The organism is Ramlibacter sp. MAHUQ-53 (assembly GCF_052600055.1).
The window spans coordinates 494,348-518,857 of record NZ_JBQWTS010000002.1; the positions used below are offsets into that span (position 1 = coordinate 494,348).

Consider the following 24,510-nt stretch of genomic DNA (forward strand, 5'->3'; position numbering starts at 1 on the left):
GGCCCCCCGGGCTATCATGCCGGGATGAGTTTCTTCGCCATCCTGTTCGCGTTGCTCATCGAGCAGGTGCGGCCCCTGGCCCGCCACAACCCGGTGCACGGGGGGCTGCGGCAGTGGGCGCGCTGGGTGAGCCGCAACTTCGACGCCGGCAAGCCGCACCATGGCTGGGTCTGCTGGTCGATGGCGGTGCTGCTCCCCACCCTCGCGGCGGCGGGCGTGCACTGGCTGCTGCTGGCGTTCCTCGGCTGGCCGCTGGCCCTGGTGTGGAGCGTGGTGGTGGGCTACTACACCCTGGGCTTCCGCCAGTTCAGCCACCACTTCACCGCCATCCGCGATGCGCTGGACGCCGGCGACGAGGCCCAGGCCCGCGAGCTGCTGGCGCAGTGGCAGCAGGTCGAGGTGGCGGACCTGCCCCGCAGCGAGCTGCTGCGGCATGTCATCGAATACTCCGTGCTGGCCGCCCACCGCCATGTCTTCGGCGTGCTGGCCTGGTTCTCGGTGCTTGCGGCCATCGGCTTCGGGCCCGCGGGCGCCATCCTCTATCGCATGGCCGAATTCGCCGGCCGCTACTGGCCCAGCCCGCGCCGCAGCCAGCCGGTGAGCCCCTGGCTGCAGGAGGCCTCGGTGCGCGCCTGGCACGCGATCGACTGGCTGCCGGCGCGCATGACCGCCATGGCCTTCGCGGTGGTCGGCAGCTTCGAGGAGGCCATCGACTGCTGGCGCAACCACGCGCAGCGCTTCCCCAACGACAACGACGGCGTGATCCTGGCTGCCACCTCGGGCGCGGTCAACGTGCGCCTGGGCGGCGAGGCCCTGCGCTCCGCCTTCGCCTCGCCCAGCGCGCCGGGCTACATGGCCGCCGACGTGCTGCCCGCGGACAGCGAGAGCACCCCGGGCCGCGAGGCCGAGCCCGGCCACCTGCGCAGCATCGTGGGCCTGGTGTGGCGCTCGGTGGTGCTGTGGATGGTGCTGCTGGCGCTGCTCACGTTCGCCCGCCTGATCGGGTGAACGGCCGGCGCCGCAGGCCTCACCAGCGGGGCTGCGACAGCTCCGAGAACAGCTCGCCGTAGAGGCGGTGCCGGTTGGGGCTGATGGCCCCTTCGCCCTCGGCGCCGACATGCGCCATCACCCCGCAGCCCGGCTCGTGCAGGTGGGTGCAGTTGTAGAAGCGGCACTCGCCCAGGTGCCGGCGCAGGTCGGGCATCAGGCCGGCGAGCTGCGTCGGCTCGATGTGGTGCAGGCCGAATTCCTGGAAGCCGGGCGAGTCGATCAGCGCGGTCGTGCGGCCTTGGTCGACCCAGTACCAGGTGGTGCTGGTCGTGGTGTGCTTGCCCGAGTTCAGCGCCTTCGAGATCTCGCCGGTCTCGGCGAGCGCGCCGGGCACCAGCAGGTTGATCAGCGTGCTCTTGCCCGATCCGGAGGGGCCCAGCACCAGGGTGGTCTTGCCTTGCAGGTGGCGCATCAGGTGCTCGCGGTCCACCTCGCCGGACAGCCGCAGCGACAGCGGCATCACCCCGTAGTGCATGCGCTGGTACGGCAGCAGCCGGCCCCAGGCCCGCTCGAAGGGCTCGACCAGGTCGCTCTTGTTCAGGGCGATCAGGGGCGTGATGCCGGCGGCCTCGGCGGCGATCAGGGCGCGCGTGAGCTGCGCCTCGGAGAACTCGGGCTCGGCGGCGATCAGCACCAGCACCTGGTCGAGGTTGGCCGCGAAGGACTTGGTGCGGATCTCGTCCTGCCGGTAGAACAGGTTGCGCCGCTCCTCGATCTTCTCGATCGTGCCCTCGTCGTGGCTGCCTTGCCAGAGCACGCGGTCGCCGACCACGGCCTGGTTCTTCTTGCCGCGGGGGTGGCAGATCAGGCGCTCGCCCTCGGGCGTCTCCACCAGCACGTGGCGGCCGTGGCTGGCGACCACCAGGCCGCGGTCCAGGGTGGCGCGCTCAGGCAAGGGGGACCGCCTTCATCGGGGCCTGCATGCCGGCCTTCATGCGACCAGCGCGTCGACCATCGCCGCGCAATCGAAATCGGACTCGGAGATGCCGCCCACGTCGTGCGTGTTGAACCGCACGACGCAGCGGCTGTAGTGGACGGACAGGTCGGGGTGGTGGTCCTGCGTGTGGGCGATGAAGGCGACCGCGTTCACGAAGGCCAGGGTCTCGTGGTAGTTGGCGAAGGTGAAGGTCTTCTCGATCGCCACCTGGTCGCCGTCGCCGGCGAGCTTCCAGCCCGGCGCGGTGATCAGGCGGGTGACCAGCTCGGTGGGCGTGAACGCGCGGCGCTTCACCTTCGACCAGTCCTTCTTGCGCAGCATCGATGTCGTCATGCGGCCTCCTCCAGCCTCAGCCCCAGCCGGGCCAGCCGCTGCGCGGCGGGCGGGTGGGAGTAGTAGAACCCGACGAAGACCGGGTCCGGCGTGAGCGTCGAGGCGTTGTCCTCGTACAGCTTCAGCAGGGCCGCAGCCAGGTCATGGCCGTTGGTGTGGGCGACGGCGTAGGCGTCGGCCTCGAACTCGTGGCGGCGCGACATCATCGCCAGCAGCGGCGAGATGAAGAACGAGAACACCGGCACCGCCAGCAGGAAAAGCAGCAGCGCCAGCGCGTCGTTCGCGCCGGTGAGGCTGGGGCGCACCCCCAGCCCGGTGTAGAACCACACCTGGCTGGACAGCCACCCGAGCAGCGCGAAGCCCGCCAGGCTCATCGCGAACAGGGCGACGATGCGCTTGATGATGTGCCGGTGCTTGAAATGCCCCAGCTCGTGGGCCAGCACCGCGTCCACCTCGCCGGGCGACAGGCGCGCCAGCAGGGTGTCGTAGAACACCACGCGCTTGGCCGCGCCGAAGCCGGTGAAGTAGGCGTTGGCATGGGCGCTGCGGCGGCTGCCGTCCATGACGAACAGGCCCTTGGCGGAAAAGCCGCAGCGCTTCATCAGCGCGGTGACACGGGCGGCCAGGGCCTCGTCCTCCAGCGGCTTGAACTTGTTGAAGATCGGCGCGATGAAGGTGGGGTAGACCACCAGCAGCAGCAGGTTGAACCCCATCCAGGTGCACCAGGCCCATAGCCACCAGGCCGGGCCGGCCGCGCCCATGAGCCAGAGGATCAGGGCGGCGATCGGCAGGCCGATCACCGCGCCCACCAGCGCGCCCTTGGCCAGGTCGGCCAGCCACAGGCCCAGGGTCATCTTGTTGAAGCCGAAGCGCTCCTCCACGACGAAGGTGCGGTACCAGGCGAAGGGCAGGTCCAGCAGGCCGCTGACGACGGCGAAGGCGGCCAGCAGGGCCAGCTGCTGGCCCATGCCGGGGCCGAGGGCGGCGAGCAGGGCCTGGTTCAGGAGGTCCAGGCCTCCCAGCAGCGTCCACCCGAGGAGGAGGGCGGCGCCCACCGCCATCTCGAGCAGGTCGACGCGGGCCTTGGCCAGGGTGTAATCGGCGGCCTTCTGGTGCGAGGCCAGGGGCACGGTGGCGGCGAAGGGCGCCGGCACGGCGGCGCGGTGGCCCGCCACATGCCGCACCTGGCGCGCGGCCAGCCAGTACTTGGTGGCCAGGCCCAGGAGCAGGGCGGCGGCGAAGGCGAGGGTGAGCAGGTACGACGCGGACATCGCGAGGAGTTTAGCCGCGGGCATGAGGGACAATCGGGGCCATGTCCGACACCCCTGCCAACGAAACGCCCACCCCGGCCGCGGCACCCGCGCTGGCCAAGAGCGACCAGAACCTGGTCTGGCTCGATTGCGAGATGACCGGCCTGGACCCGGAGGTCGACCGCATCATCGAGATCGCCGTCGTCGTCACCGGCCCGCACCTGGAGCCGCGCGTCGAAGGCCCGGTCTTCGCCATCCACCAGACCGATGCCCAGCTGGACAAGATGGATGCCTGGAACAAGGGCACCCACGGCAAGAGCGGCCTGACCGACCGGGTGAAGGCCTCCACCATCGACGAGGCCCAGGCCGAGGCGGCGCTGATCGAGTTCCTGCTGAAGTACGTGCCGAAGAACGCCAGCCCCCTGTGCGGCAACACCATCGGCCAGGACCGCCGCTTCCTGGTGAAGTACATGCCCCGGCTGGAGGCGTTCTTCCACTACCGCAACCTCGATGTCTCCACCCTCAAGGAGCTCTCGCGCCGCTGGCGGCCCGAGGTCTACGAGGGCTTCAAGAAGCGCCAGGCCCACACCGCGCTGGCCGACGTGCACGAGTCCATCGACGAACTGGTGCATTACCGCGAGCATTTCCTTCGCCTCACGGCCTGAAGGGGCAGGGGCTTGGCAGGGATAACCCTGCCATGCGATAATTCGCGCATCGCCGGCCCGCATGGCCGGCGTTTTCTTGCATCTCCCTTCATGCACAGGCTCACCGAAAGAGCCAGCGAGCCACTTCCCTGAAGCACCCGCTCGTACGTCGTTTGATGGTTGATGTTTCCTGACCATCGGCGACTCCGCCAGCCCCACGGGCCGGCGCGTCCCCTTTTGTAGAAATTCATGACCGACACTCTCGCAGTGCAGGGCGAGTTCGCGCCTGCCGACATCATTTCCGCGCCCGCCACGACCGACGCGCCCGCCCTGCCCAATGGCTTCGCCAAGCTGGGCCTGGAGCCCGAGCTGCTCCGCGCCATCGAGGACCTGGGCTACACCCAGCCGACCGCGGTGCAGGAAAAGGCCATTCCCCTGGCCATGGACAACTCCGAGGAGGGCGAGTCCGCCAAGTTCATCGACCTGATGGTCTCCAGCCAGACCGGCAGCGGCAAGACCGCCGCCTTCCTGCTGCCCGTGCTGCACACCCTGATCCAGCAGCAGGCCGAGGCCGAGGCCGCCGAGCGCGCCGAGGCCAAGCGCCTGGCCGATGAGGCTGCCGCCCGCGGCGAGGAGCCGCCCAAGCGCAAGCGCCGCAACCCCACCGACCCGCGCCACTTCAAGGCGGCCCAGCCCGGCGCCCTGGTGCTGTGCCCCACGCGCGAGCTGGCGCAGCAGGTGGCGCATGACGCCATCGAGCTCGTGAAGCATTGCCGCGGCCTGCGCATCGCTAACGTGGTCGGCGGCATGCCCTACCAGGTGCAGATCGCGCGCCTGCAGAACGCCAACCTGGTGGTCGCCACCCCGGGCCGCCTGCTGGACCTGCAGCGTTCCATGCAGATCAAGCTGGACAAGGTGAAATTCCTGGTCGTGGACGAAGCCGACCGCATGCTGGACCTGGGCTTCGCCGACGACCTGGCCGAAGTCAACCAGCTCACCATCGAGCGCCACCAGACCATGATGTTCAGCGCCACCTTCGCGCCGCGCATCCAGCAGCTGGCCGCCCGCGTGATGCGCGAGCCCCAGCGCGTGGAAATCGCCTCGCCGCAGGAGAAGCACGCCAACATCAAGCAGGTGCTGTTCTGGGCCGACAACGCCGCCCACAAGCGCAAGATGCTGGACCACTGGCTGCGTGACACCTCGATCGACCAGGCGATCGTGTTCGCTTCCACCCAGGTCGAGTGCGACGGCCTGGCCAACGACCTGCAGCAGGACGGCTTCTCCGCCGTCGCCCTGCACGGCGCCCTGAGCCAGGGCCTGCGCAATCGCCGCCTGATGGCGCTGCGCAACGGCCAGGTGCAGATCCTGGTGGCCACCGACGTCGCCGCGCGCGGCATCGACGTGCCCACCATCACCCACGTCTTCAACTTCGGCCTGCCGATGAAGAGCGAGGACTACACCCACCGCATCGGCCGCACCGGCCGCGCCGGCCGCGACGGCCTGGCCGTGACGTTCGCCGAGTTCCGCGACCGCTTCAAGATCTTCGACATCGAGGGCTACACCAAGCAGCCGTTCAAGGCCGAGGAGATCCCGGGCCTGGAGCCCCAGCAGCGCGCCCCGCGCGCGCCGCAGCCGGGCTTCGGCGGCAAGGGCCGTGGCGGCCCGGGCCGCGGCCATGGCGGTGGCGGTGGCCACTTCGCCAAGCGCGGTGGCGACTTCGACCGCAACGGCTACGGCCGCAAGTCCGGTTTCGGCGACTTCGGCGGTGAGCGCCGTGACGACCGCCGTGGCGGCGGCGATTTCCGCAACGACATCCGGGGCAACGGCGATTTCCGCGGCGGCCAGGACTTCCGTGGCGGCCAGGATTTCCGCGGCGGTGACTCCCGTGGCGGCGACTTCCGCGGCAACAACGACTTCCGCGGTGGCGACGACCGCCGCGGCGGCACGCCGTGGGACCGCCAGCCCGCCCAGGGCTTCGGCCGCCCGGCCCCGCGCGGCGACTTCGCCGGCCGCCCGGCGCCCCGTGGCGACTTCGCCGGCCAGCCCCCGCGTGGCGACTTCGCCCGCCCGGGCAACGGCGGCAAGGTCTTCGTGCCGCGCGACGCCAAGAAGCGCGCGTACAAGCCGGTGCGCTGATCGCCTGACGTTGGACGCGCGACGCGTCCGACTCACGCCAGGGGCCCCTCGACGAGGGGCCCTTTTTTCGTCCGGGCTCAGCGGCCGCGTTGCTGCAAGACCTGACCCCGAGGTGTCGCGCACATGACTGCATCCGCCCCGCCGCCCGGGCGGCTTCCGACCACAATAGCCGCCCACCGGAATCGAGAGACAACGCGCGCGCGGCGCCCCCGCGCGCGCGCCCCTGAGAGGAAACCCCCCATGTTCACCCCCATCACCCGCCGCGCCGCGCTGGCAGCGGCGCTCGCCGTCGCCGGCTTCGCCGCCCACGCCCAGGATTTCCCCGGCCGCGCCGTCAAGATCGTCGTGCCCCAGACCCCGGGCGGCGCCTCCGACGCGCTCGCGCGCATCATCGGCCAGAAGCTCTCGGACAAGTGGAAGCAGCCGGTGGTCATCGAGAACCGCGCCGGCGCCGGCGGCAACGTCGGCATGGAGTTCGTCGCCAATGCGCCCGCCGACGGCTACACGCTCCTCATGAGCTATGTCGGCTCGCACGCCATCAACGGCTCCCTGTACAAGAAGCTGCCCTTCGACCCGGAGAAGGACTTCGCGCCGGTCGCCACCGTGGCCACGCTGCCCTTCGTGGCCATCGCCAAGCCCGACGCCGGCATCAAGTCCATCCCCGACCTGGTCGCCGCCGCGCGCCGCGGCAACCTGACCTACGGCTCCGCCGGCAACGGCTCGGTGAACCACCTGCTCGGCGAGATGTTCAATGCCGCCGCCGGCGTCAAGCTCACGCACGTGCCGTACCGCGGCGCGGCGCCCGCGCTGCAGGACCTCATGGGCGGCCAGATCAACGTGGTCTTCACCAGCCTGCCCTCGGTGGCCGGCACCATCAAGAGCGGCCAGGTCCTGCCGCTGGCGGTGACCAGCGCGAAGCGCTCGGCCTCGTTCCCGACCATCCCCACCATCGCCGAGGCCGGCTTCAAGGAATTCGACGTCACGCCCTGGTTCGGCCTGTTCGCGCCGGCCAAGGTGCCCGCCGACATCGTGCGCCGCATCAACGCCGACGTGAACGAGGCCCTGCGCGCCAAGGACGTCGCCGAGAAGTTCGCCGGGCAGGGCGCCGACCCGTACCTCACCTCGCCCCAGGAGTTCGGCGCCATCCTGCGTGCCGACATCGTCAAGTGGAGCGCGGTGGTGCGCGCCTCCGGCGCCAGCGTCGACTGACCGGCCCGCGTCCCGGCGCCTGCCGGGATCGGGTGGCGGCGGCAACCCAGGGAAAACACCGGCCGCCGACCCGTTGCACCGCTGTGCATTTCTACCTGTAATTCAGGAAGTTACCCGCGAGTAGAACAATGCGGCCCCTTCCGGGCCGCCCCGCGGGCCTCCAAGGAGACAGGATGGAGATGGTCGCGGGCACGCCGTTGCTCGAGGTGCAGGGGCTCACGCTGGCCTTCGGCGGCGTCAAGGCCCTGAACCAGGTCAGTTTCCAGGTTGCGCCGGGCAGCATCACCTCGGTGATCGGCCCCAACGGCGCGGGCAAGACCTCGGTGTTCAACACCATCTCCGGCTTCTACCGCCCCAGCGCCGGCCAGGTGCTGTTCGACGGCCAGGACATCACCCGGGCCGCGCCCCCGCGCCGCGCCGCGATGGGCCTGGCGCGCAGCTTCCAGAACATCGCGCTGTTCCGCGGCCTCACGGTCCTGGACAACATCAAGCTCGGGCGCCACTGCCACCTGCGCACCAACCCGCTGCAGGCGCTGTTCTACACGCCCGCCGCGCGCCGCGAGGAGGAGCGCCTGCGCGCCGAGATCGAGGAGCGCATCATCGACTTCCTCGAGATCGACCATATCCGCAAGGCCCCGGTCGCCTCGCTCTCCTACGGCCTGCAAAAGCGCGTCGAGCTGGCCCGCGCGCTGGCCATGCGCCCGCGCCTGCTGCTGCTGGACGAGCCCGTCGCCGGCATGAACCGCGAGGAGACCGAGGACATGGCGCGCTTCATCCTCGAGGTGCGGCGCGAATGGGGCGTGACCGTGCTCATGGTCGAACACGACATGGGCATGGTGATGGACCTGTCCGACCACGTCGTGGTGCTGAACTTCGGCCAGGTCATCGCCGACGGCCTGCCGGCCCAGGTGCAGGCCAACCCGGAGGTGGTCAAGGCCTACCTGGGTTCGGGGGACGTGCAGCAGCTGCGCGCGCGATTCCGCGGGACTGCGGGCCGCGTGGGGGTGGCGGCATGAGCGCCGCGCCGGGCCGCCCCGGGCAGGCGCGCGCCCCCTCGGGGGGCTGCGCGGACACGCAGCGCCGGGTGTGGGGACGCCCATGAGCTTCGACCCCTGGCTGATCTTCGAGATCGTGCTCGCCGGCCTCGGCTCGGGCGGGCTCTACGCCCTGGCCGGCCTGGCCTTCGTGATCATCTACAAGGCCACCCGCGTGGTGAACATCGCCATCGGCGAGATGATGATGCTGGGCGCCTACCTGTTCTTCGCCTTCAGCGCCGGCCTGGCGCTGCCGGTCTGGGCGGCGATCCCGCTGTCGGTGCTGCTCTCGGGCGCGGCCGGCGCCCTGATGGAGCGCGCCGCGATCCGGCCGATGCTGGGCGAGTCGCCGATCTCCACCTTCATGGTCACGGTGGGCCTGTCGTCCATCCTGGTGGGCCTGGTCGAGTTCATCTGGACGGCCGACCAGCAGCGCCTGCCCGAGTTCTTCCCGCAGGCGCCGGTGATGGTCGGCGAGGCGCTGGTCTCCGCCAAGGTGTTCTGGGGCTTCTGCGCCGCGGCGCTGCTGATCGCGGCGGCCATCCTGGCGCTGCGCTACTGGCGCGGCGGCGTGGCCCTGCGCGCCACCGCCTCCGACCAGGCGGCCGCCTACTCCATGGGCATCAACGTGCCGCGGGTGTTCTCCCTGGCCTGGACCGCGGCGGCCATGATCGCCGCCGTCGCCGGCATCGTGGTCGGCTCCATCGGCGGCATCTCGTCGGCCATGGGCGTGTTCGGGCTGTCGGTGCTGGTGGTGGTGATCTTCGGCGGCCTGGACAGCGTGCCCGGCGCGCTGGTGGGCGGCCTGGTGGTCGGCGTGATCGAGTCGATGGCCGCCTTCTACCTGGGCGGCGAGTACCGCCTGCTGGCCACCTTCAGCTTGCTGGTGGTGATCCTGCTGGTGCGGCCCTACGGCCTGTTCGGCACCCACGAGATCGAGAGGTTGTGAGATGAGGATCGGCTCGGCCAAGCAGACCTACGCCGCCGACGCGGCGCTGTTCGACAGCCCGACCCAGCGCGCCTGGGTGGCGGCGCTGGGGGTGGTGCTGGCGGTCTTCCCCTTCGTCGCCAGCGAGTACTGGCTGTACCTGGCCTGCCTGGTGGCGATCAACGTGGCCAGCGCCACCGGCCTGAACCTCCTCACCGGCTACACCGGCCTGGTGAGCCTGGGGCAGGCGGCCTTCATGGGCATCGGCGCCTACACGGTGGCCATCGTGCAGGCGCGCTGGGGAATCAGCGCGCTGCCCGCGCTGCTGGCCGCGGGCTGCGTGTCCACGGCCTGCGGCATCGTCGTGGGCCTGCCCTCGCTGCGGGTCAAGGGCCTGTACCTGGCCATCGCCACCATCGCGGCCGGCGTGCTGGCGCACTTCGTCTTCAGCCACTTCGCCTCGTTCACGGGCGGGCCGGCGGGCCTGACCGTCAAGCCCGCGAACGTGTTCGGCGTGGACCTGGACAACTCCTTCCGCTTCTACTGGCTGGTGGTGCCGGTCACCGCGCTGCTGCTGCTCGGCGCGGCCAACCTGTTTCGCACCCGCATCGGCCGCGCCTTCATCGCCATCCGCGACCGCGACATCTCGGCCGAGGTGCTGGGCATCCCGCTGCTTCGCTACAAGCTGCTGTCCTTCGCCATCTCCTCGTTCTATGCCGGCGTGGCCGGCGGCCTGTTCGCCTACTTCTTCCGCGCCATCACGCCCGAGAGCTTCCCGCTGGTGATGTCCATCTTCTTCCTCGCCGCGGTCATCGTCGGCGGCATGGGCTCGGTGCTCGGGGGCATCCTCGGCGCGGTGTTCATGACCCTGGTCCCCGAGGTCCTCAAGCTGGTCATGGGCTGGCTGCCGCTCTCGGGCAACACCCTGATGTACCTGTCGCCGGTGCGCACCATCGTGTTCGGCGCGCTGATCATCCTGTTCCTGGTCTTCGAGCCGCTGGGCCTGGCCGAAGTCTGGCGGCGCGTGCGCCGCGCGTTCCACCTGTGGCCCTTCCGGACCTGATCCGCCCCCCGACCTGCTTCCACTCGCAAGGAGACTCCCCATGATCGACAAGCGCAAACTCCTCACCGGCGCCCTCGCGGCCGCCGCCTCCGCCGCCCTCCCGCTGGCCGCGCGCGCGCAGGCCAAGGGGGCCGCCGCCTCGAAGGAGGACATCGTCCTGGGCGCCTCGGTGCCGATGACGGGCGTGTTCGCCTTTGCCGGCATCGGCATCGACGCGGGCATCAAGGACTACCTGTCCATCCTCAACGGCCAGGGCGGCATCAAGGGCCGCAAGGTGCGCTACGTGGCGGAGGACACCGCCTACAAGGTCGACCAGTCGATGGCGGTGTTCAAGAAGATCACCAGCCAGGAGAAGGTGCACCTGTACTACGCCGACTCCACCGGCTTCGTGAAGACGGTCAACCCCGAGGTGGAGCGCATGGGCTCCATGATCATGACCGGCGCCTCCTTCGCCAAGGAGATCACCAACGCGCAGAAGTACCCGCTGCAGTTCATGGTGGGCCCCGACTACAGCGAGATGGTGGGCATCCTGCTGCAGTACATCGCCAAGACCAAGCCGGGCGCCAAGGTGGCCCTGGTCTACTCCGACACCGAGTTCGGCCGCGACCCGGTGGAGGCCGCCCGCGCCGACACCAAGCGCCTGGGCCTGAACCTGGCGCTGGAGATCGTCACGCCCCCGGGCAGCGTGGACGTGTCCACCGAGGTGATCAAGCTGCGCCGCGCCGCGCCGGACTTCACCATCTTCCACGGCTACGTCTCGGCGCCCATCCCCGAATTCATCAACCAGTCGCGGGCGCAGGGCATCCAGTCGCAGTTCATGGGCACCTTCTGGAGCATGGACAACTCCACGGTCATGCGCATGGGCGCGAACGCCGACGGCTTCATGGGCGTGATGCCCTATCGCTACTACTACGACACCGAGGGCAAGGCGCCGATGCTGGAACGCATCCGCAAGATGCGCCCCGAGTACCAGAGCACGGCCTACATGCAGGGCTTCCTGGCCGCCATGCTGCTCACGGAGGCCGCGCGCCGCTGCCTGGACGCGGGCAACGAGCTCAATGGCCGCAACCTCAAGACGGCGCTGAGCTCCATCCGCAACTTCGACACCGGCGGCATCATCGGCGTGCCGCTGTCGATCCGCGGCAACTCCATCCCGGTGGGCCGCGTCTACAAGGCGGACTTCAAGCAGCAGAAGATGCTGCCGGTGTCCGACTGGATCAGCCTCTGAGCCCCGGGGACCCGCCGATGGACAGCCAGCCCCGCACCCCGCCGCCCCTGCTGGAGGTGAACAACATCGAGGTCGTCTACAACAAGGCGGTCCAGGTGCTGCGCGGGCTGTCGCTCTCGGTGCCGCAGGGGCAGATCGTCGCGCTCCTGGGGAGCAACGGCGCGGGCAAGTCGACCACGCTCAAGGCGATCTCGGGCCTGCTCGACCTCCAGAACGGCGCGGTCACCCGCGGCGAGATCCGCTTCGACGGCGCCAGCGTCACCGGGCGCGCGCCGCACGCGCTGGTGCGCGGCGGCCTGTTCCATGTGATGGAGGGGCGGCACGTGTTCGAGGACCTCACCGTCCACGAGAACCTGGTGGCCGCCACCTACGCCCTGACCGGCGTGAACCCGTCGCAGGCCGACTTCGAGCTGGTCTACGAGTACTTCCCCCGCCTCCACGAGCGGCGCAAGGGCCTGGCGGGCTACCTCTCCGGCGGCGAGCAGCAGATGCTGGCCATCGGCCGCGCGCTCATCGCCCGGCCCCGGCTGATGCTGCTGGACGAGCCCTCGCTGGGCCTGTCGCCGGTGCTGGTGGAGAACATCTTCGAGATCATCGCCCGCATCAACGCCGAGCGCGGCGTCTCCATGCTGCTGGTGGAACAGAACGCGTCCATCGCCCTCGCGGTGGCCCACTACGGCTACATCATGGAGACCGGCAAGGTGGTGATCGACAACACCGCCGAGAAGCTGGCGGCCGACCCCGACGTGCGCGAGTTCTACCTCGGCGTGGGGCAGGAGGGCGGCAGCAAGAGCTTCAAGGAGATCAAGCACTACAAGCGCCGCAAGCGCTGGCTTTCATGACCACCCCCGAAGCGGCCTGCGGCCGCCTCCCCCTCGACGGGTCGCACCCAGCGGCCCGGCAAAGCCGGTTCCGCGGCCGCACTGGCGAAGACATTTCCCTGGCAGAAGCCCCATGGACCTGACCCTTTTCCAGAAGACCCTGCCCCAGGCCCTGCGCCACCAGGCCACGCAGCAGCCCGATCGCATCGCCATCCGGCAGAAGCGCTACGGCATCTGGAACCCGATCACCTGGCGCGCCTTCCACGAGCGGGCCCGCCTGGTGGGCCTGGGCCTGGCCGCCCTGGGCCTGGAGCCCGGCCAGCATGTGGGCGTGCTTTCCGAGAACCGGCTGGAGTGGGTGATGGCCCAGCTCGGCGCCGGCCTGGTGGGCGCGGTGACGGTGGGCGTCTACCCCACCAGCCCGAGCAACGAGGTGGCCTATGTGCTGGGCCATGCCGACACCCGCATCGTGTTCTGCGAGGACCAGGAGCAGGCCGACAAGGTGCTCGACGCCATCGACCAGCTGCCGATGGTGCAGCGCATCGTCGTCCTCGAGCGCAAGGGCCTGCAGGACCTGATGGCGCGCGCGCCGGGGCTGGTCATGGGCTTCGAGGCGCTGGAGGAACTCGGCGCCGCCTCGCCGCTGGACGCGCGCATCGACGCGGTGCTCGCCACCCAGTCCCTGGAGGACACGGCGCTGATCATCTACACCTCCGGCTCCACCGGGAAGCCCAAGGGCGCGATGATCAGCTACGCCAACATCGCCGCCATGGCGCCGGGCGTGATCGAGCGCCTGGGCCTCACGCCCGCCACCTCGCACCTGTCCTACCTGCCCCTGTGCCACGTGGCCGAGCAGATGCTCACCACCTTCGTGCCGCTTTACCTGGGCTCGCGGGTGGACTTCGGCGAGTCCATCCGCACCGTGCAGGAGGACCTGCGCGAGGTCGCGCCCAGCATGTTCCTGGGCGTGCCGCGCATCTGGGAGAAGCTGCACTCGGCCATCTCCATCAAGATGCAGGAGACCGGCCGCTGGCGCCGCTGGCTCTACGAGCGCGCGATGGCGGCCTGCGAGCCCTTCGCGCACAAGGCGGCGGCGCAGCGAACGCCGCGCGAGGCGCTGGTCTTCGCCGCGGCCTACTGGCTGGTGTTCCGCGCGCTGCAGAACTTCATCGGCCTGCGCGAGGTGCGCATCGCGCTCACCGGCGCGGCGCCGATCTCGCCGCAGATCCTGCGCTACTTCCGAACCCTGGGCGTGCCCCTGGTCGAGGTCTACGGCATGACCGAGTCCAGCGGCATGGTGCTGGGCCAGCGGCCCGATGACATCGTCTTCGGCACGGTGGGCGTGCCCACGCAGGGCGTGCAGGCGCGCCTGTCGGCGCAGGGCGAGCTGCAGCTGCGGGGCGGCGTGGTGTTCAAGGGCTACTACAAGAACCCCGAGGCCACGGCCAGCGCCATCGTCGACGGCTGGCTGCACACCGGCGACGTGGTGCGTGAGGAGGGCGGCCACCTGCGCATCGTCGACCGCCTGAAGGACGTGATGATCACCGCCGGCGGCAAGAACCTCACGCCCTCGGAGATCGAGAACGCCATGAAGGCCAGCCCCTTCATCAAGGAGTGCGTGATCGTGGCCGACGGCCGCCGCTTCGTCGGCGCCCTGATCCAGATCGACTTCGACACCACCGCCAAGTGGGCGGAGCAGCGCGGGCTGGCCTTCACGCATTTCCGCTCGCTGGTGGAGGCGCCGCAGGTGCGCGAGCTGGTGCAGGCCGAGGTGGACCGTGGCAACGCCGGCCTGGCGGACGTGGCCCACATCCGCCGCTTCCACCTCCTGACCAAGGAACTCGACCACGACGACGGCGAGGTGACCGCCACGATGAAGGTGCGCCGCGCCAGCATCTACAAGACCTATGCCGCCGAGATCGAGGCCCTCTACCGCTGAGGCCGCGGCGCGGCCCCGGGCGCGCGCGGCGGGCCCGGCGCCCGCGGTGGACTCGCCCTGGGCGCCCGGCGCCGACCGCGGCCGGCTGCGCGCCAGCAAGCGCGAGGCGGTGCTGCGGGTGGCGGCGCGCATGTTCGGCGAGAGGGGCTTCCACGCCACCTCGCTGGACGATGTGGCCGAACAGCTGCACATCACCAAGCCCACGCTGTACTACTACGTGAAGAACAAGGACGAGATCCTGTTCGAGTGCGTGAACATCGGCATGCGGATGCTGCAGGACGCGGTGGCCGAGGAGCATGCCCGCGGCGGCACCGCCTTCGACAAGCTGGTGGCGGCGATGCGCCGCTACGTGGAGATCGTCACCAGCGACTTCGGCATGTGCGTCATCCGCGTGGGCGAGGACCCGCTGCCCGCCGACAGCCGCCGCGAGCTGCGCCGCTTCAAGGCGGCCCTGGACGGCGAATTCCGCGCCCTGATCCGCGCCGGCATGGCGGAGGGCTCGATCGTGCCCTGCGACCCCAAGATCGCCGCCTTCACCCTGGCCGGCGCCCTGAGCTGGATCGGGCGCTGGTACCGCCCCGACGGCCCGCTGCCGCCGTGCGAGATCGCCCGCCAGTGCATCGCGCTGCTCGCCGGCGGCCTGTGCACGCCAGGCTCGCGCCGGCGCCTGCGCCAGCTCACCGAACCCCACCCCGAAAGGACTGCATGACCCTGCCCGCCACTGCCGACACCCACGCCACGGACCTCGTCCTGCTGGCCCAGCCCGAGCCCGGCCTCGTCACCCTGACCCTGAACCGCCCCGGCGCCATGAACGCGATGGACCTGCCCATGGCCCGCGCCTTCGCCGCGGCCTGCGAGCGCCTGGCGCAGGAGCGCTGCGCGCGCGTGGTGGTGCTCTCGGGTGCCGGCCGCGGCTTCGGCGCCGGCGGCGACCTGCAGGCCCTGCACGCCGACCCGGGGCAGGTGGGCGCGCTGATCGACGCCATGCACCGCGGCATCCGCGTGCTGGCCACGCTGGACGCGCCGGTGGTGGCCAGCCTGCACGGCGTGGTGGCCGGCGGCAGCCTGAGCCTGTCCGGCGCCTGCGACCTGGCGATCGCCGCCGAGGGCACCAAGTTCAACCTGGCCTACGCCAACATCGGCGCGAGCTGCGACCTCTCGGCGTCGTGGAGCCTGCCGCGCCTGGTGGGCCTGCGCCGGGCGCTGGAGATCGCGCTGCTGTCCGAAACCTTCGACGCCCAGGAGGCCCTGCGCCTGGGCCTGGTGAACCGGGTGGTGCCGGCCGAGGCGCTGGCCGAGGAAACGCTGAAGCTCGCCCGCCGCCTGGCCGGCGGGGCGACGGTGGCCTACGGTCACCTGCGCCGGCTGATGCGCCAGTCCCTGGAGACGCCGCTGTCGCAGCAGCTCGACGCCGAGCGCGACGCCTTCGTGGCCTGCACCCGCACCGGCGATTTCGGGGCGGGGGTGGCGGCTTTCCTGAAAAAGGAACGCCCGGTGTTCACCGGGCGTTGAGGGGGCGGGCGGGGGCCGGGCCCCCGCCGGGCTCAGGCCACCTTGCCCAGCGCCCGCAGCACCTTCTCCGGCGTGATCGGCTGCGACCAGACCTCGGCACCCAGCGGGGCCAGGGCGTCGTTGATCGCGTTCATCACCGCGCCGGGCGCGCCCGCCGTGCCGGCCTCGCCGGCGCCCTTGGCGCCCAGCTGGCTGCTGCGCGTGGGCGTCTGCACGTGGGCCACCTCGATGTCGGGCATCTCGGCGCTCATGGGGACCAGGTAGTCGGCCATGCTGGCGTTGCGCATCAGGCCCTCGTCGTCGTAGAGGCACTCCTCCAGCAGCGCGCCGCCGATGCCCTGCACGATGGCGCCGCGGATCTGCTCGTCGACCAGCTTGGGGTTGATGACGCGCCCGCAGTCCTCCACCGCCCAGTGCTTCAGGAGCTTGACGAAGCCGGTGTCCGGGTCGACCTCGACATAGGAGGCCTGCACGCCGTTGGTGAAGATGAAGGGGAAGTCGCGCTGCGCGTAGTGGCGCGTGACCATCAGCTCCGGGGTGAAGTCGGGCGGCAGCGTGTCCGAGCGGTAGTAGGCGATGCGGCCCACCTCGGACAGCGGCATCAGCGTCGCGCGCGTCGCCGCGTCGACCACCTCGCCGCGGTGCACGGCGAGTTCCGCCGGGTCGCGCTTGAGGATGATGCCGGCCAGCTTCAGGATGTTGGCGCGCAGCGCCTGGCCCGCCAGCAGCACCGCCTCGCCGCCGATGCCGGCGCCGCGCGAGGCCCAGGTGCCGCCGCCGTAGGGCGTGACGTCGGTGTCGCCGGTGACCACGCGCACCCTCTCCAGGTCCACGCCCACCGCGTCGGCGGCGATCTGCCGGAAGATGCCCTCGTTGCCCTGGCCCTGCTCGCCCACGCCGCTCATGACGACCACCGCGCCCGACGGGTCCATGCGCAGCGTGGCGCCGTCCTGCGAGGCGATGCGCGCGCCGCCCACGCCGTAGAACGCGGCGCTGGGGTTGGTCAGCTCGATCAGCGCCGCGAAGCCGATGCCGCGGTGGATGCCGCGCTCGCGCAGCGCCTTCTGCTCGGCGAGCAGCGCCGGGTAGTCCATGATCTCCTCGATCCTGCGCAGGCAGGCCTCATGCGACAGCACCTCCAGCTTGATGCCGCTGGCGCCGGTGGCGGGGTAGGCGTCGTCGGGGATGACGTTGCGCTTGCGGAACTCCAGCGGGTCCATGCCGATCTTGCGGGCGGCCAGGTCCACCAGGCCCTCGGTCACCGCGCAGCCTATCGGGTGGCCCACGCCGCGGTACTGGCAGGTGGGCGTCTTGTTCTGGAACACCACGTTCAGCCTGGCGCGGTACTCCTTGTGCTTGTAGGGGCCGCCCACCAGGTTCACCACCTGGTTGCCCTCGATCGCGCTGGTGCGCGGGAACATCGAGTACGGGCCGATGCCGGTGAGGTCGTCGATCTCGAAGGCCAGGATCTCGCCGTCCTTCGTGGCGGCCAGGCGCGCGCGCACGCGGTGGTGGCGGGCGTGGATGTCGCTGGTGAAGGACTCCAGCCGGTCGGCCACGAACTTCACCGGGCGGCGGCACAGGATGGACAGGGCCACGGTGGCGAAGTCGTCCGGGTAGGCATGCACCTTGATGCCGAAGGAGCCGCCCACGTCCTTGCAGACCACGCGGATCGAGGACTCGGGGATGTCGAACTGGCGCGAGTACAGGTCCTGCATCATGTGCGGGGCCTGGAAGGAGTGGTAGACCGTGAGGCGCTGCTCGGCGGCGTTCCAGTCGGCCATCTGGGCGCGCGGCTCCAGCGTCACGCCGGTGTGGCGGCCGAACTCGAAGGTGGTCTCCACCACCGCGTCGGCGCGGGCGAAGGCGGCGTCCACGCCGCCGGTGTCCAGGCTGCGGGTGAAGCACAGGTTGTCGCCCAGCTCGGGGTGGATCACCGGGGTGGCCGGGTCCAGCGCGGTTTCCATGTCCACCACCGCGGGCAGGCGCTCGAAGTCCACCAGGATGGTCTGCAGCGCGTCCTCGGCCTGCTCGCGGGTCTCGGCGACCACCGCCACCACCGGCTCGCCCTGCCAGCAGGCGCGGTCCACTGCCAGCGGGTACTGGGGCGCGGACTTCATGCCGGCCAGGTGGGCCAGCGTGGCCACCCAGGGCTTGCAGACCTTGGCGATGTCGTGGCCGTCGGCCACCAGGATCACGCCGGGCATGCCGCGTGCGGTGCTGGCGTCGATGCGCAGGATGCGGGCATGCGCCACCGGGCTGCGCCAGAAGACCACATGGGCCATGCGGGGCAGCTCGATGTCGTCCAGGTAGGTGCCCTGGCCCTGCACCAGACGGCGCGCGCTGGGGCGCTCGGCGTTGTGGCCGATGTAGCGCGGGTCCTCGGTCACCGGGGGCAGCGGCTGCTCGCCGGTGGCCGGGCGCTCCTTCACCTCGCTGCCGGCGCGGGGGAGGGTGGTGCTCGTGTTCATGCGGCCTCCTTCGTGCCGGTGGCGGCGCGGCCGGCGCGCAGGGCGAGGGTTTCGCAGATCGCGTCGACGATGGCGTGGTAGCCGGTGCAGCGGCAGTAGTTGCCGCTGATCCACTCGCGCACCTCGGCGCGGGTGGCGTCGGGCTTGTGCTCCATCAGCTCCTTGGCGGCCATCACCATGCCGGGGGTGCAGAAGCCGCACTGCAGCGCGTTGTGCCGGATGAAGGCTTCCTGGAGGTCCTTGACGTCGCCATCCTGGCTCAGGCCCTCGATGGTGCGGACCTTGCAGCCGCCGGCCTGCACGGCCAGCGTCAGGCAGCCGCGCACGATCCGGCCGTCGACCTCGACGGTGCAGGCGCCGCAGACGCCGTGCTCGCAGCCCAGGTGGGAGCCCTTGAGGCCCAGGTCGTTGCGCAGGAAGTCGACCAGGTGCGTGCGGGGCTGCACATGGCGCTGCTGCGCCTGGCCGTTGACGGTGAGTTCGATGGCGTGGTGGTCGGCCATGGTGTCTCCTCGGGTGGGTTCAGACGGCCAGCGCGCAGCGGCTGGCGTGGGCGGCGGCGAGCAGGCGGCGGGCCAGCACGGTGGCCAGGTGGCGCTTGGTCTCGCCCTGGTGGGTCAGGTCGGGCAGCGGGTCGAGCTCGGACTTGAGCGAGGCGACGGCGATGCCGATGGTGGCGGTGTCGAGCACCTTGCCGGCCAGCAGGGCCTCGGTGCGCGGCGCGCGCAGCGGCGTCGCGCCCAGGCCGAGGAAGCCCAGTCGCACCTCGCGGGCCACGGTGCCGTCGAAGCGGGCGGCCACCGCCAGGCCGGCGACGGCGTAATCGCCGTGGCGGCGCGAGAGCTCGTCGAAGGCGAACCAGTCGGCGGTGGTGGCCACTGGCACGTCCGCCCCGGTGACGATCTCGTCGGGCGCCAGGGCGGTGGTGTACAGGTCCAGGTAGAACTCGGTGGCCGGGATGGCGCGGGCGCCGCGCGGGCCCTGCACGTGCACCGTGCCCTCCAGGGCCACCAGGCAGCAGGGCCACTCGGCGGCGGGGTCGGCGTAGGCGATCGAGCCGCCCCAGGTGCCGGCGTTGCGGATCGCGCGGTGCGCGATGTGCGGCACCGCCATGGCCAGCATCGGCGCCTGCTCGGCGACCAGGGCCGAGGCCTCGATCTCGCTGTGCGTGGTCAGCGCGCCGATATGCAGGCGGCCGCCGCGCACGGTGATGCCGCGCAGGGCCTGCAGCCCGGTGATGTCCACCAGCAGCGCCGGCTCGGACAGCCGCATGTTCAGGGTGGCCAGCAGGGTCTGGCCGCCGGCCAGGATCCGGGCGTCGTCGCCGTGTTCGGCCAGCAGGTCGAGCGCGTGCTCGAGGCTGGTGGCCTTCACGTAATCGAAGCGGGGTGATTTCATGGCGTGATCCTCGCGAGGGGTGTCAGAACAGGCGCGCGCCGAGCCACGTGCCGAAGGCGGTGGCGGCGGCGCCCAGCGCGAACCAGAGCACGCGGGAGAACTCGCCGCTGGCGGCGGGTGCGGCCACCGGCGGGCGTGCTGTGGAGGGGGCGGGGTGGGCGTGGTGGGCGGCAGCCGCGGGGGGCGCGGCCGTTGCGGCCGTCGCGGCGCTCGCAGCAGCCTGCGCCGGGGCGGCTCCCGCCGCTTCCGTCGCCGGCGAGGCCGCCGCCTCGGGATCCGGCGTGGCCGGCGGCGCCAGCCGGGCCTGCAGCGCGGCGAAGAACTGGTCCGCCAGCTGCTTGGCCGAGGCGTCCATCAGCCGGCCGCCGATCTGGCCCAGCTTGCCGGCCACCGAGGCCTTGACGGTGTAGGCCAGGCGCGTGCCCGCGGCATCCTCGTGCAGTTCCACCTGCGAGCGGCCCGAGGCCATGCCGGCGGCGCCGCCCGAACCCTCGAAGCCCATCACGCAGCGTAGCGGCGGCTCGACCTCGGAGAGCGAGACGCGGCCCGAGAAGCGGGCGCGCACCGGGCCCACCTTGACCATCACGCGGGCGCGCCGCTCGGTGGGGGACTCGTCCACCACCTCCTCGCAGCCCGGGATGCAGGCCTGGAGCACCGCCGCATCGTTCAGCGCCTGCCACACGCGTTCGCGCGGCGCGCCGATCACCACTTCGCCATTGAGTTCCATTCGAGCAAGACCGTCTCGCGGTTCCGTTTCAGGGTTATCACCGATGGGCTTATTGACCAATCGCTCAACAATGCTACGCATGGTTGACAGCTTGGTAAATAGCGAGGGGCTCGGGAGTAACCCTGAATCGGCTGCAGCGGCCGCAGGCGGCGCCCCGGCGCGCCGCCGCATGACGGTGGCCGAGCGCGAGCGCCACATCGTCGACGGGGCCATCAAGTTCTTTGCGGAGCATGGCTTCGACGCGCAGATGCGTGAACTGGCCACCGCGATCGGCGTGACCCATACGCTCGTCTACCACTACTTCCCGACCAAGCAGGCCCTGGTGGACCGCGTCTACCTGGAAGTGTTCGAAGGCCGCTGGAAGCCGGAGTGGGAGGCGCTGCTGGACGACCGCACGCTGAGCGTGGAGGAGAAGTTCATGCGCTTCTACGTCGACTACGCGCGCACCGTCCTGACCAAGGAGTTCGTGCGCATCCTGATCTTCTCCGGCCTGACCGACCGCAGCATCACCGACCGCTTCTTCGGCAAGCTGGGCGAGCGCCTGTTCCCGCGCCTGGTGCGCGAGACCCGCCGCTACCGCGGCAGCCGCAGCCGCGCCCGTACCACCGCGCGCGAGCACGAGCTGCTCATGGGGCTGCACGGCGGCATCTTCTACGGCGGCCTGCGCGCCCATGTCTACGGCCTGGCGATCCACCCGGACCAGCCCGCCCTGGACGACGAGACGCTCATCGCCGACCGCGTCCGCAGTTACCTCGCCGCCAGCGTGGCCCTCGAGCCCGCCGGCACCGTCAAGCCCCTCACGCCCCGGAGCGCCGCATGAGCCTCACGCTGAACCACTTCTCCATCCGCACGACCGACCTGGACGCCACCCGCGCCTTCTACGAGGGCGTGCTGGGCCTGACCGTCGGGCCGCGCCCCGCCTTCCCCTTCCCGGGCCTGTGGATGTACCGGGGCGACCACGCGGACCCGTCGAACGCGGTGGTCCATGTGATCGGCATCGACCTGAACGATCCCGAGGGCCTGAAGAACTACCTGGGCGACCGCGACCTCGCCTCGCTCCAGGGCAGCGGCGCGGTGGACCATGTGGCCTTCTTCGCCACCGGCCTGGCCGGCATGCTGGCCAGGCTGGCGGCGCAGGGCGTCGCCGTGCGGGAGCGCACCGTGCCGAACCTGGGCCTGCACCAGCTGTTCCTCGACGACCCGAACGGCGTGGTGATCGAACTCAATTACCCCGCGGCCGAGAAGGCCGCCCTGGGAGCCTGAGCGCATGGCGCGCGTCCTCGTCGCCGGCGGCTCGCTGGGCGGGCTGATGGCGGCCAACCTGCTGGCCCGCGCGGGCCATGCGGTGACCGTGCTGGAAAAGGCCGTCGGCTCGATGGACGGGCGCGGCGCCGGCATCGTCACGCACAGCGCGCTGGTCGAGGGCCTGCGCCGCTGCGGCATGCCGGCGGACTTCGCGCTGGGCGTGGCGATCCCCGGGCGCATCACCCTGGGCAGCGACGGCGCCGTGCTCGGCGAGATGGCGCTGCCCCAGGTGCTGACCTCGTGGAGCCTGCTGTATTCGCTGCTGCGCGACCTCGCCCGCCAGCAGCCCGCGATCGAGTACCGCCAGGGCGTGACCGTGCAGTCGGTCGAACAGGACGGGGCCGGCGTGCGCGTGGCCAGCGCCCAGGGCGCGTTCGAGGCCGACCTGCTGGTGGCCGCCGACGGCATCCGCTCCGCGGTGCGCCAGCAGCTGTGGCCGCAGGTCCAGCCGGAGTACGCGGGCTACGTGGCCTGGCGCGGCCTGTGCGACGAAGCCTCGCTGTCCCGCGCCACGCGCGAACAGGTGTTCGAGCGCTTCGGCTTCTGCCTGCCCGCCGGCGAGCAGCTGATCGGCTACCCGGTGGCACGCCCCGGCAACACCACCGAGCCGGGCCATCGGGCCTGGAACTTCGTCTGGTACCGCACCGCGCCGGCGCCGCAGCGCCTGGCCGAGCTCCTCACCGATGCCGACGGCGTGCACCACCCCCTGGGCATCCCGCCGCACAAGGTGTCCTGGCGCGAGGTGGCCCGCATGCGCGAGGACGCGCGCCAGGTGCTGGCGCCGGCCTTCGCCGAGATGATGGAGAAGTGCGGCCAGCCCTTCCTGCAGCCGATCTTCGACGTGCAGTCCGCGACGCTGGCCCGGGGCCGCGTCGCGCTGCTGGGAGACGCCGCCTTCGTCGCCCGCCCGCATGTGGGCATGGGCGTGACCAAGGCCATGCAGGACGCGCTGGCCCTGGCCGACGCGGTGCAGCGCCTGGGCGCGACGCCGCAGGCCCTGGCGGATTACGAGGGCGTGCGCCTGCCCGCCGGGCAGGCCGCGGTGCAGCGGGCCCGCCGCCTCGGCGCCTACATGCAGGCCTGCGGGCAGGGCGGGGCGGCGCAGCCGCGCGACGCCCGCCGCGTGATGGCCGAGACCGCCATCGACCTGGACCATCCGCCCGCCGAGGCGGCCGATTCACCCTAGAAGGCCGGCGCGAGACCGGCCCACGACCCACCGCATGACCCGTCATGCCATGTTCAACGACAGGAGACACACCATGAGTTCCAACCTTCGCGATTCCTCGCTGGACCTGAGCCGCCGCCGCGTGCTCAAGGTGGGTGCGGCCGGCGCCGCCCTCACGGCCTCGCCGTTCGCCATCAACATCGTCAGCGCGCAGCAGGCGCCGATCCGCATCGGCTTCCCCACGCCGCTGACCGGCGCGTTCTCCGCCGAGGCGCAGGACCAGGTGCGCGCCGCCGAGCTCGCCGTGAAGGAGTTCAACGACGCCGGCGGCTTCAACGGCCGCCGGGTCGAGCTGCTGGTGCGCGACGACAAGCTGAACCCGGGCGAGGCCGCGACCCGCACGCTGGAACTGATCGAGAAGGACAAGGTGGACTTCATCGTCGGCTCGCTATCCGCGGCGACGCAGCTGTCCATCAACGCGGTGACCCGCGAGCGCAAGGTGATCTTCAACTCGATCAGCCAGAGCGACGCGATCAACGAGGCCAAGGACTGGAGCCCCTTCACCTTCCACGAGGCGCTGAACCCGCACATGACGGCCGGCGCCGTGGCCCGCTACGCCTTCCCCAAGTACGGCAAGCGCGTGGTCTACCTGACCGCGGACTACGCCTACGGCCACGAGATGGTCCGCGGCTTCGAGCGCGCCGGCAAGGCGCTGGGCGCGACCACGCTGGCCGACATCCGCCACCCGCTGGGCGCGGCCGACTACTCGGCTTTCCTGCCCCGCATCCAGTCCCTCAAGCCCGACGTGCTGGTGCTGTGCAACTTCGGCCGCGACCTGGTGAACTCGGTCAAGCAGGCCACCGACTTCGGCCTCAAGGCCAACACGCGCATCGTCACGCCGGTGCTGCTGTTCACGTCCCGCCTGGCCGGCGGCGCCGACGCCTTCGAAGGCGTGGTGGGCGGCACCTCGTACTACTGGGGCATGGAGGACACCGTCCCCGCCGCCAAGGTGTTCAACGACAAGTTCCGCCGCGCCTACAACGGCGCCGTGCCCTCCGACTACGGCGCCCTGGGCTACGCCGGCGTGCGCAGCGTTCTGCAGGCCGTGGTCGACGCCAAGACCACCGACAACGCCAAGGTCGCCGAGGCCCTGGGCCGCATGAAGTACAACTGGTACAAGGGCGACCAGTTCTATCGCAAGTGCGACCACCAGTCGGTGCAGTCGGTGATCATCGTCGAGTCCAAGTCGCGCGGCATGAAGGACAAGAACGACGTCTTCAGCGTCGCCGCGATCGAGGCCCCGAACGAGGCCAACCTGCGCTCCTGCGCTGAACTGGGCCACAAGGCCTGACCGGGGAGG

The 24,510-nt window shown here is 71.0% G+C and carries 23 protein-coding genes; 16 read left to right on the forward strand and 7 right to left on the reverse strand.

Annotation, left to right across the window (positions count from 1 at the left end):
- Positions 1–24 precede the first annotated feature (24 nt).
- The gene (locus ACT80S_RS05820) at positions 25–1,008 is read left to right on the forward strand and encodes a CobD/CbiB family protein (RefSeq protein ID WP_377413779.1); all 984 of its coding nucleotides are present in this window, start codon (positions 25–27) and stop codon (positions 1,006–1,008) included.
- A gap of 19 nt (positions 1,009–1,027) precedes the next feature.
- Here the strand turns inward: ACT80S_RS05820 and rsgA are convergent, their stop codons facing one another.
- The 3 genes from rsgA to ACT80S_RS05835 are packed head-to-tail and all read right to left on the reverse strand — an operon-like array spanning position 1,028 to position 3,591.
- The gene (gene rsgA / locus ACT80S_RS05825; protein WP_377413782.1) at positions 1,028–1,945 is read right to left on the reverse strand and encodes a ribosome small subunit-dependent GTPase A; all 918 of its coding nucleotides are present in this window, start codon (positions 1,943–1,945) and stop codon (positions 1,028–1,030) included.
- A gap of 36 nt (positions 1,946–1,981) precedes the next feature.
- Positions 1,982–2,320, reverse strand: coding sequence for a 4a-hydroxytetrahydrobiopterin dehydratase (locus ACT80S_RS05830; protein WP_377413784.1), 339 nt, complete (start codon positions 2,318–2,320; stop codon positions 1,982–1,984).
- Positions 2,317–3,591, reverse strand: a complete 1,275-nt coding sequence (locus ACT80S_RS05835; RefSeq protein WP_377413786.1) for a M48 family metallopeptidase — start codon at positions 3,589–3,591, stop codon at positions 2,317–2,319. Before ACT80S_RS05835 ends, ACT80S_RS05830 begins: the two co-directional genes overlap by 4 nt.
- A 41-nt stretch (positions 3,592–3,632) precedes the next feature.
- Here ACT80S_RS05835 and orn point away from each other — a divergent pair, with 41 nt between their 5' ends.
- The 11 genes from orn to ACT80S_RS05890 all read left to right on the forward strand — a co-directional run bounded on the left by orn (position 3,633) and on the right by ACT80S_RS05890 (position 16,084).
- A complete protein-coding gene (orn, locus tag ACT80S_RS05840; RefSeq protein ID WP_377413788.1) occupies positions 3,633–4,235 on the forward strand; it encodes an oligoribonuclease in 603 nt (200 codons plus the stop codon).
- 228 nt (positions 4,236–4,463) lie between these two features.
- Entirely contained in the window at positions 4,464–6,350 is a 1,887-nt protein-coding gene (locus ACT80S_RS05845; protein WP_377413791.1) for a DEAD/DEAH box helicase, read from the forward strand.
- Positions 6,351–6,590: 240 nt separating this feature from the next.
- The gene (locus ACT80S_RS05850) at positions 6,591–7,559 is read left to right on the forward strand and encodes a tripartite tricarboxylate transporter substrate binding protein (RefSeq protein ID WP_377413794.1); all 969 of its coding nucleotides are present in this window, start codon (positions 6,591–6,593) and stop codon (positions 7,557–7,559) included.
- Positions 7,560–7,738: 179 nt separating this feature from the next.
- The gene (locus tag ACT80S_RS05855; protein WP_377413899.1) at positions 7,739–8,575 is read left to right on the forward strand and encodes an ABC transporter ATP-binding protein; all 837 of its coding nucleotides are present in this window, start codon (positions 7,739–7,741) and stop codon (positions 8,573–8,575) included.
- Positions 8,576–8,657: 82 nt separating this feature from the next.
- Positions 8,658–9,542: a branched-chain amino acid ABC transporter permease gene (locus tag ACT80S_RS05860; RefSeq protein WP_377413796.1), complete on the forward strand. Its 885-nt coding sequence runs from the start codon at positions 8,658–8,660 to the stop codon at positions 9,540–9,542.
- Between the two features lies 1 nt (position 9,543).
- The gene (locus tag ACT80S_RS05865; RefSeq protein WP_377413799.1) at positions 9,544–10,584 is read left to right on the forward strand and encodes a branched-chain amino acid ABC transporter permease; all 1,041 of its coding nucleotides are present in this window, start codon (positions 9,544–9,546) and stop codon (positions 10,582–10,584) included.
- 40 nt (positions 10,585–10,624) lie between these two features.
- Entirely contained in the window at positions 10,625–11,812 is a 1,188-nt protein-coding gene (locus tag ACT80S_RS05870) for an ABC transporter substrate-binding protein (protein WP_377413801.1), read from the forward strand.
- Positions 11,813–11,829: 17 nt separating this feature from the next.
- On the forward strand, positions 11,830–12,654 hold the full coding sequence (locus ACT80S_RS05875) for an ABC transporter ATP-binding protein (protein WP_377413803.1): 825 nt from the start codon (positions 11,830–11,832) through the stop codon (positions 12,652–12,654).
- Positions 12,655–12,766: 112 nt separating this feature from the next.
- Positions 12,767–14,572: an AMP-dependent synthetase/ligase gene (locus ACT80S_RS05880; RefSeq protein WP_377413807.1), complete on the forward strand. Its 1,806-nt coding sequence runs from the start codon at positions 12,767–12,769 to the stop codon at positions 14,570–14,572.
- Between the two features lie 46 nt (positions 14,573–14,618).
- The gene (locus tag ACT80S_RS05885) at positions 14,619–15,281 is read left to right on the forward strand and encodes a TetR/AcrR family transcriptional regulator (RefSeq protein WP_377413810.1); all 663 of its coding nucleotides are present in this window, start codon (positions 14,619–14,621) and stop codon (positions 15,279–15,281) included.
- Positions 15,278–16,084 (forward strand): enoyl-CoA hydratase/isomerase family protein, encoded by an 807-nt coding sequence (locus tag ACT80S_RS05890; protein ID WP_377413813.1) that lies wholly within the window; start codon positions 15,278–15,280, stop codon positions 16,082–16,084. Before ACT80S_RS05885 ends, ACT80S_RS05890 begins: the two co-directional genes overlap by 4 nt.
- Before the next feature lie 32 nt (positions 16,085–16,116).
- On the opposite strand, the gene ACT80S_RS05895 is transcribed toward ACT80S_RS05890, so the two are convergent.
- The 4 genes from ACT80S_RS05895 to ACT80S_RS05910 are packed head-to-tail and all read right to left on the reverse strand — an operon-like array spanning position 16,117 to position 20,680.
- Positions 16,117–18,555, reverse strand: a complete 2,439-nt coding sequence (locus ACT80S_RS05895) for a xanthine dehydrogenase family protein molybdopterin-binding subunit (RefSeq protein WP_377413815.1) — start codon at positions 18,553–18,555, stop codon at positions 16,117–16,119.
- On the reverse strand, positions 18,552–19,058 hold the full coding sequence (locus tag ACT80S_RS05900; protein ID WP_377413817.1) for a (2Fe-2S)-binding protein: 507 nt from the start codon (positions 19,056–19,058) through the stop codon (positions 18,552–18,554). Before ACT80S_RS05900 ends, ACT80S_RS05895 begins: the two co-directional genes overlap by 4 nt.
- A 19-nt stretch (positions 19,059–19,077) precedes the next feature.
- The gene (locus ACT80S_RS05905; RefSeq protein WP_377413820.1) at positions 19,078–19,953 is read right to left on the reverse strand and encodes an FAD binding domain-containing protein; all 876 of its coding nucleotides are present in this window, start codon (positions 19,951–19,953) and stop codon (positions 19,078–19,080) included.
- A 22-nt stretch (positions 19,954–19,975) separates the two neighbouring features.
- Positions 19,976–20,680, reverse strand: a complete 705-nt coding sequence (locus ACT80S_RS05910) for a CoxG family protein (protein WP_377413822.1) — start codon at positions 20,678–20,680, stop codon at positions 19,976–19,978.
- A 169-nt stretch (positions 20,681–20,849) separates the two neighbouring features.
- Here ACT80S_RS05910 and ACT80S_RS05915 point away from each other — a divergent pair, with 169 nt between their 5' ends.
- From ACT80S_RS05915 to ACT80S_RS05930, 4 genes are all read left to right on the forward strand, one after another.
- On the forward strand, positions 20,850–21,500 hold the full coding sequence (locus ACT80S_RS05915) for a TetR/AcrR family transcriptional regulator (RefSeq protein ID WP_377413824.1): 651 nt from the start codon (positions 20,850–20,852) through the stop codon (positions 21,498–21,500).
- Positions 21,497–21,943, forward strand: coding sequence for a VOC family protein (locus ACT80S_RS05920; protein ID WP_377413827.1), 447 nt, complete (start codon positions 21,497–21,499; stop codon positions 21,941–21,943). Before ACT80S_RS05915 ends, ACT80S_RS05920 begins: the two co-directional genes overlap by 4 nt.
- Before the next feature lie 4 nt (positions 21,944–21,947).
- Entirely contained in the window at positions 21,948–23,171 is a 1,224-nt protein-coding gene (locus ACT80S_RS05925) for an FAD binding domain-containing protein (protein ID WP_377413829.1), read from the forward strand.
- A gap of 73 nt (positions 23,172–23,244) precedes the next feature.
- Entirely contained in the window at positions 23,245–24,501 is a 1,257-nt protein-coding gene (locus ACT80S_RS05930) for an ABC transporter substrate-binding protein (RefSeq protein WP_377413831.1), read from the forward strand.
- Positions 24,502–24,510 lie beyond the last annotated feature (9 nt).

Bases quoted from the DNA above. Each gene is read 5' to 3' on its own strand.
- ACT80S_RS05855 (WP_377413899.1), top strand. From the start codon at position 7,739: ATGGTCGCGGGCACGCCGTTGCTCGAGGTGCAGGGGCTCACGCTGGCC.
- ACT80S_RS05860 (WP_377413796.1), top strand. From the start codon at position 8,658: ATGAGCTTCGACCCCTGGCTGATCTTCGAGATCGTGCTCGCCGGCCTC.
- ACT80S_RS05865 (WP_377413799.1), top strand. From the start codon at position 9,544: ATGAGGATCGGCTCGGCCAAGCAGACCTACGCCGCCGACGCGGCGCTG.
- ACT80S_RS05895 (WP_377413815.1), bottom strand. From the start codon at position 18,555: ATGAACACGAGCACCACCCTCCCCCGCGCCGGCAGCGAGGTGAAGGAG.
- ACT80S_RS05830 (WP_377413784.1), bottom strand. From the start codon at position 2,320: ATGACGACATCGATGCTGCGCAAGAAGGACTGGTCGAAGGTGAAGCGC.
- ACT80S_RS05870 (WP_377413801.1), top strand. From the start codon at position 10,625: ATGATCGACAAGCGCAAACTCCTCACCGGCGCCCTCGCGGCCGCCGCC.
- ACT80S_RS05920 (WP_377413827.1), top strand. From the start codon at position 21,497: ATGAGCCTCACGCTGAACCACTTCTCCATCCGCACGACCGACCTGGAC.
- ACT80S_RS05890 (WP_377413813.1), top strand. From the start codon at position 15,278: ATGACCCTGCCCGCCACTGCCGACACCCACGCCACGGACCTCGTCCTG.
- ACT80S_RS05915 (WP_377413824.1), top strand. From the start codon at position 20,850: ATGACGGTGGCCGAGCGCGAGCGCCACATCGTCGACGGGGCCATCAAG.
- ACT80S_RS05835 (WP_377413786.1), bottom strand. From the start codon at position 3,591: ATGTCCGCGTCGTACCTGCTCACCCTCGCCTTCGCCGCCGCCCTGCTC.
- ACT80S_RS05875 (WP_377413803.1), top strand. From the start codon at position 11,830: ATGGACAGCCAGCCCCGCACCCCGCCGCCCCTGCTGGAGGTGAACAAC.
- ACT80S_RS05820 (WP_377413779.1), top strand. From the start codon at position 25: ATGAGTTTCTTCGCCATCCTGTTCGCGTTGCTCATCGAGCAGGTGCGG.
- ACT80S_RS05910 (WP_377413822.1), bottom strand. From the start codon at position 20,680: ATGGAACTCAATGGCGAAGTGGTGATCGGCGCGCCGCGCGAACGCGTG.
- ACT80S_RS05845 (WP_377413791.1), top strand. From the start codon at position 4,464: ATGACCGACACTCTCGCAGTGCAGGGCGAGTTCGCGCCTGCCGACATC.
- ACT80S_RS05900 (WP_377413817.1), bottom strand. From the start codon at position 19,058: ATGGCCGACCACCACGCCATCGAACTCACCGTCAACGGCCAGGCGCAG.
- ACT80S_RS05930 (WP_377413831.1), top strand. From the start codon at position 23,245: ATGAGTTCCAACCTTCGCGATTCCTCGCTGGACCTGAGCCGCCGCCGC.
- ACT80S_RS05850 (WP_377413794.1), top strand. From the start codon at position 6,591: ATGTTCACCCCCATCACCCGCCGCGCCGCGCTGGCAGCGGCGCTCGCC.
- ACT80S_RS05880 (WP_377413807.1), top strand. From the start codon at position 12,767: ATGGACCTGACCCTTTTCCAGAAGACCCTGCCCCAGGCCCTGCGCCAC.
- ACT80S_RS05905 (WP_377413820.1), bottom strand. From the start codon at position 19,953: ATGAAATCACCCCGCTTCGATTACGTGAAGGCCACCAGCCTCGAGCAC.
- orn (WP_377413788.1), top strand. From the start codon at position 3,633: ATGTCCGACACCCCTGCCAACGAAACGCCCACCCCGGCCGCGGCACCC.
- ACT80S_RS05925 (WP_377413829.1), top strand. From the start codon at position 21,948: ATGGCGCGCGTCCTCGTCGCCGGCGGCTCGCTGGGCGGGCTGATGGCG.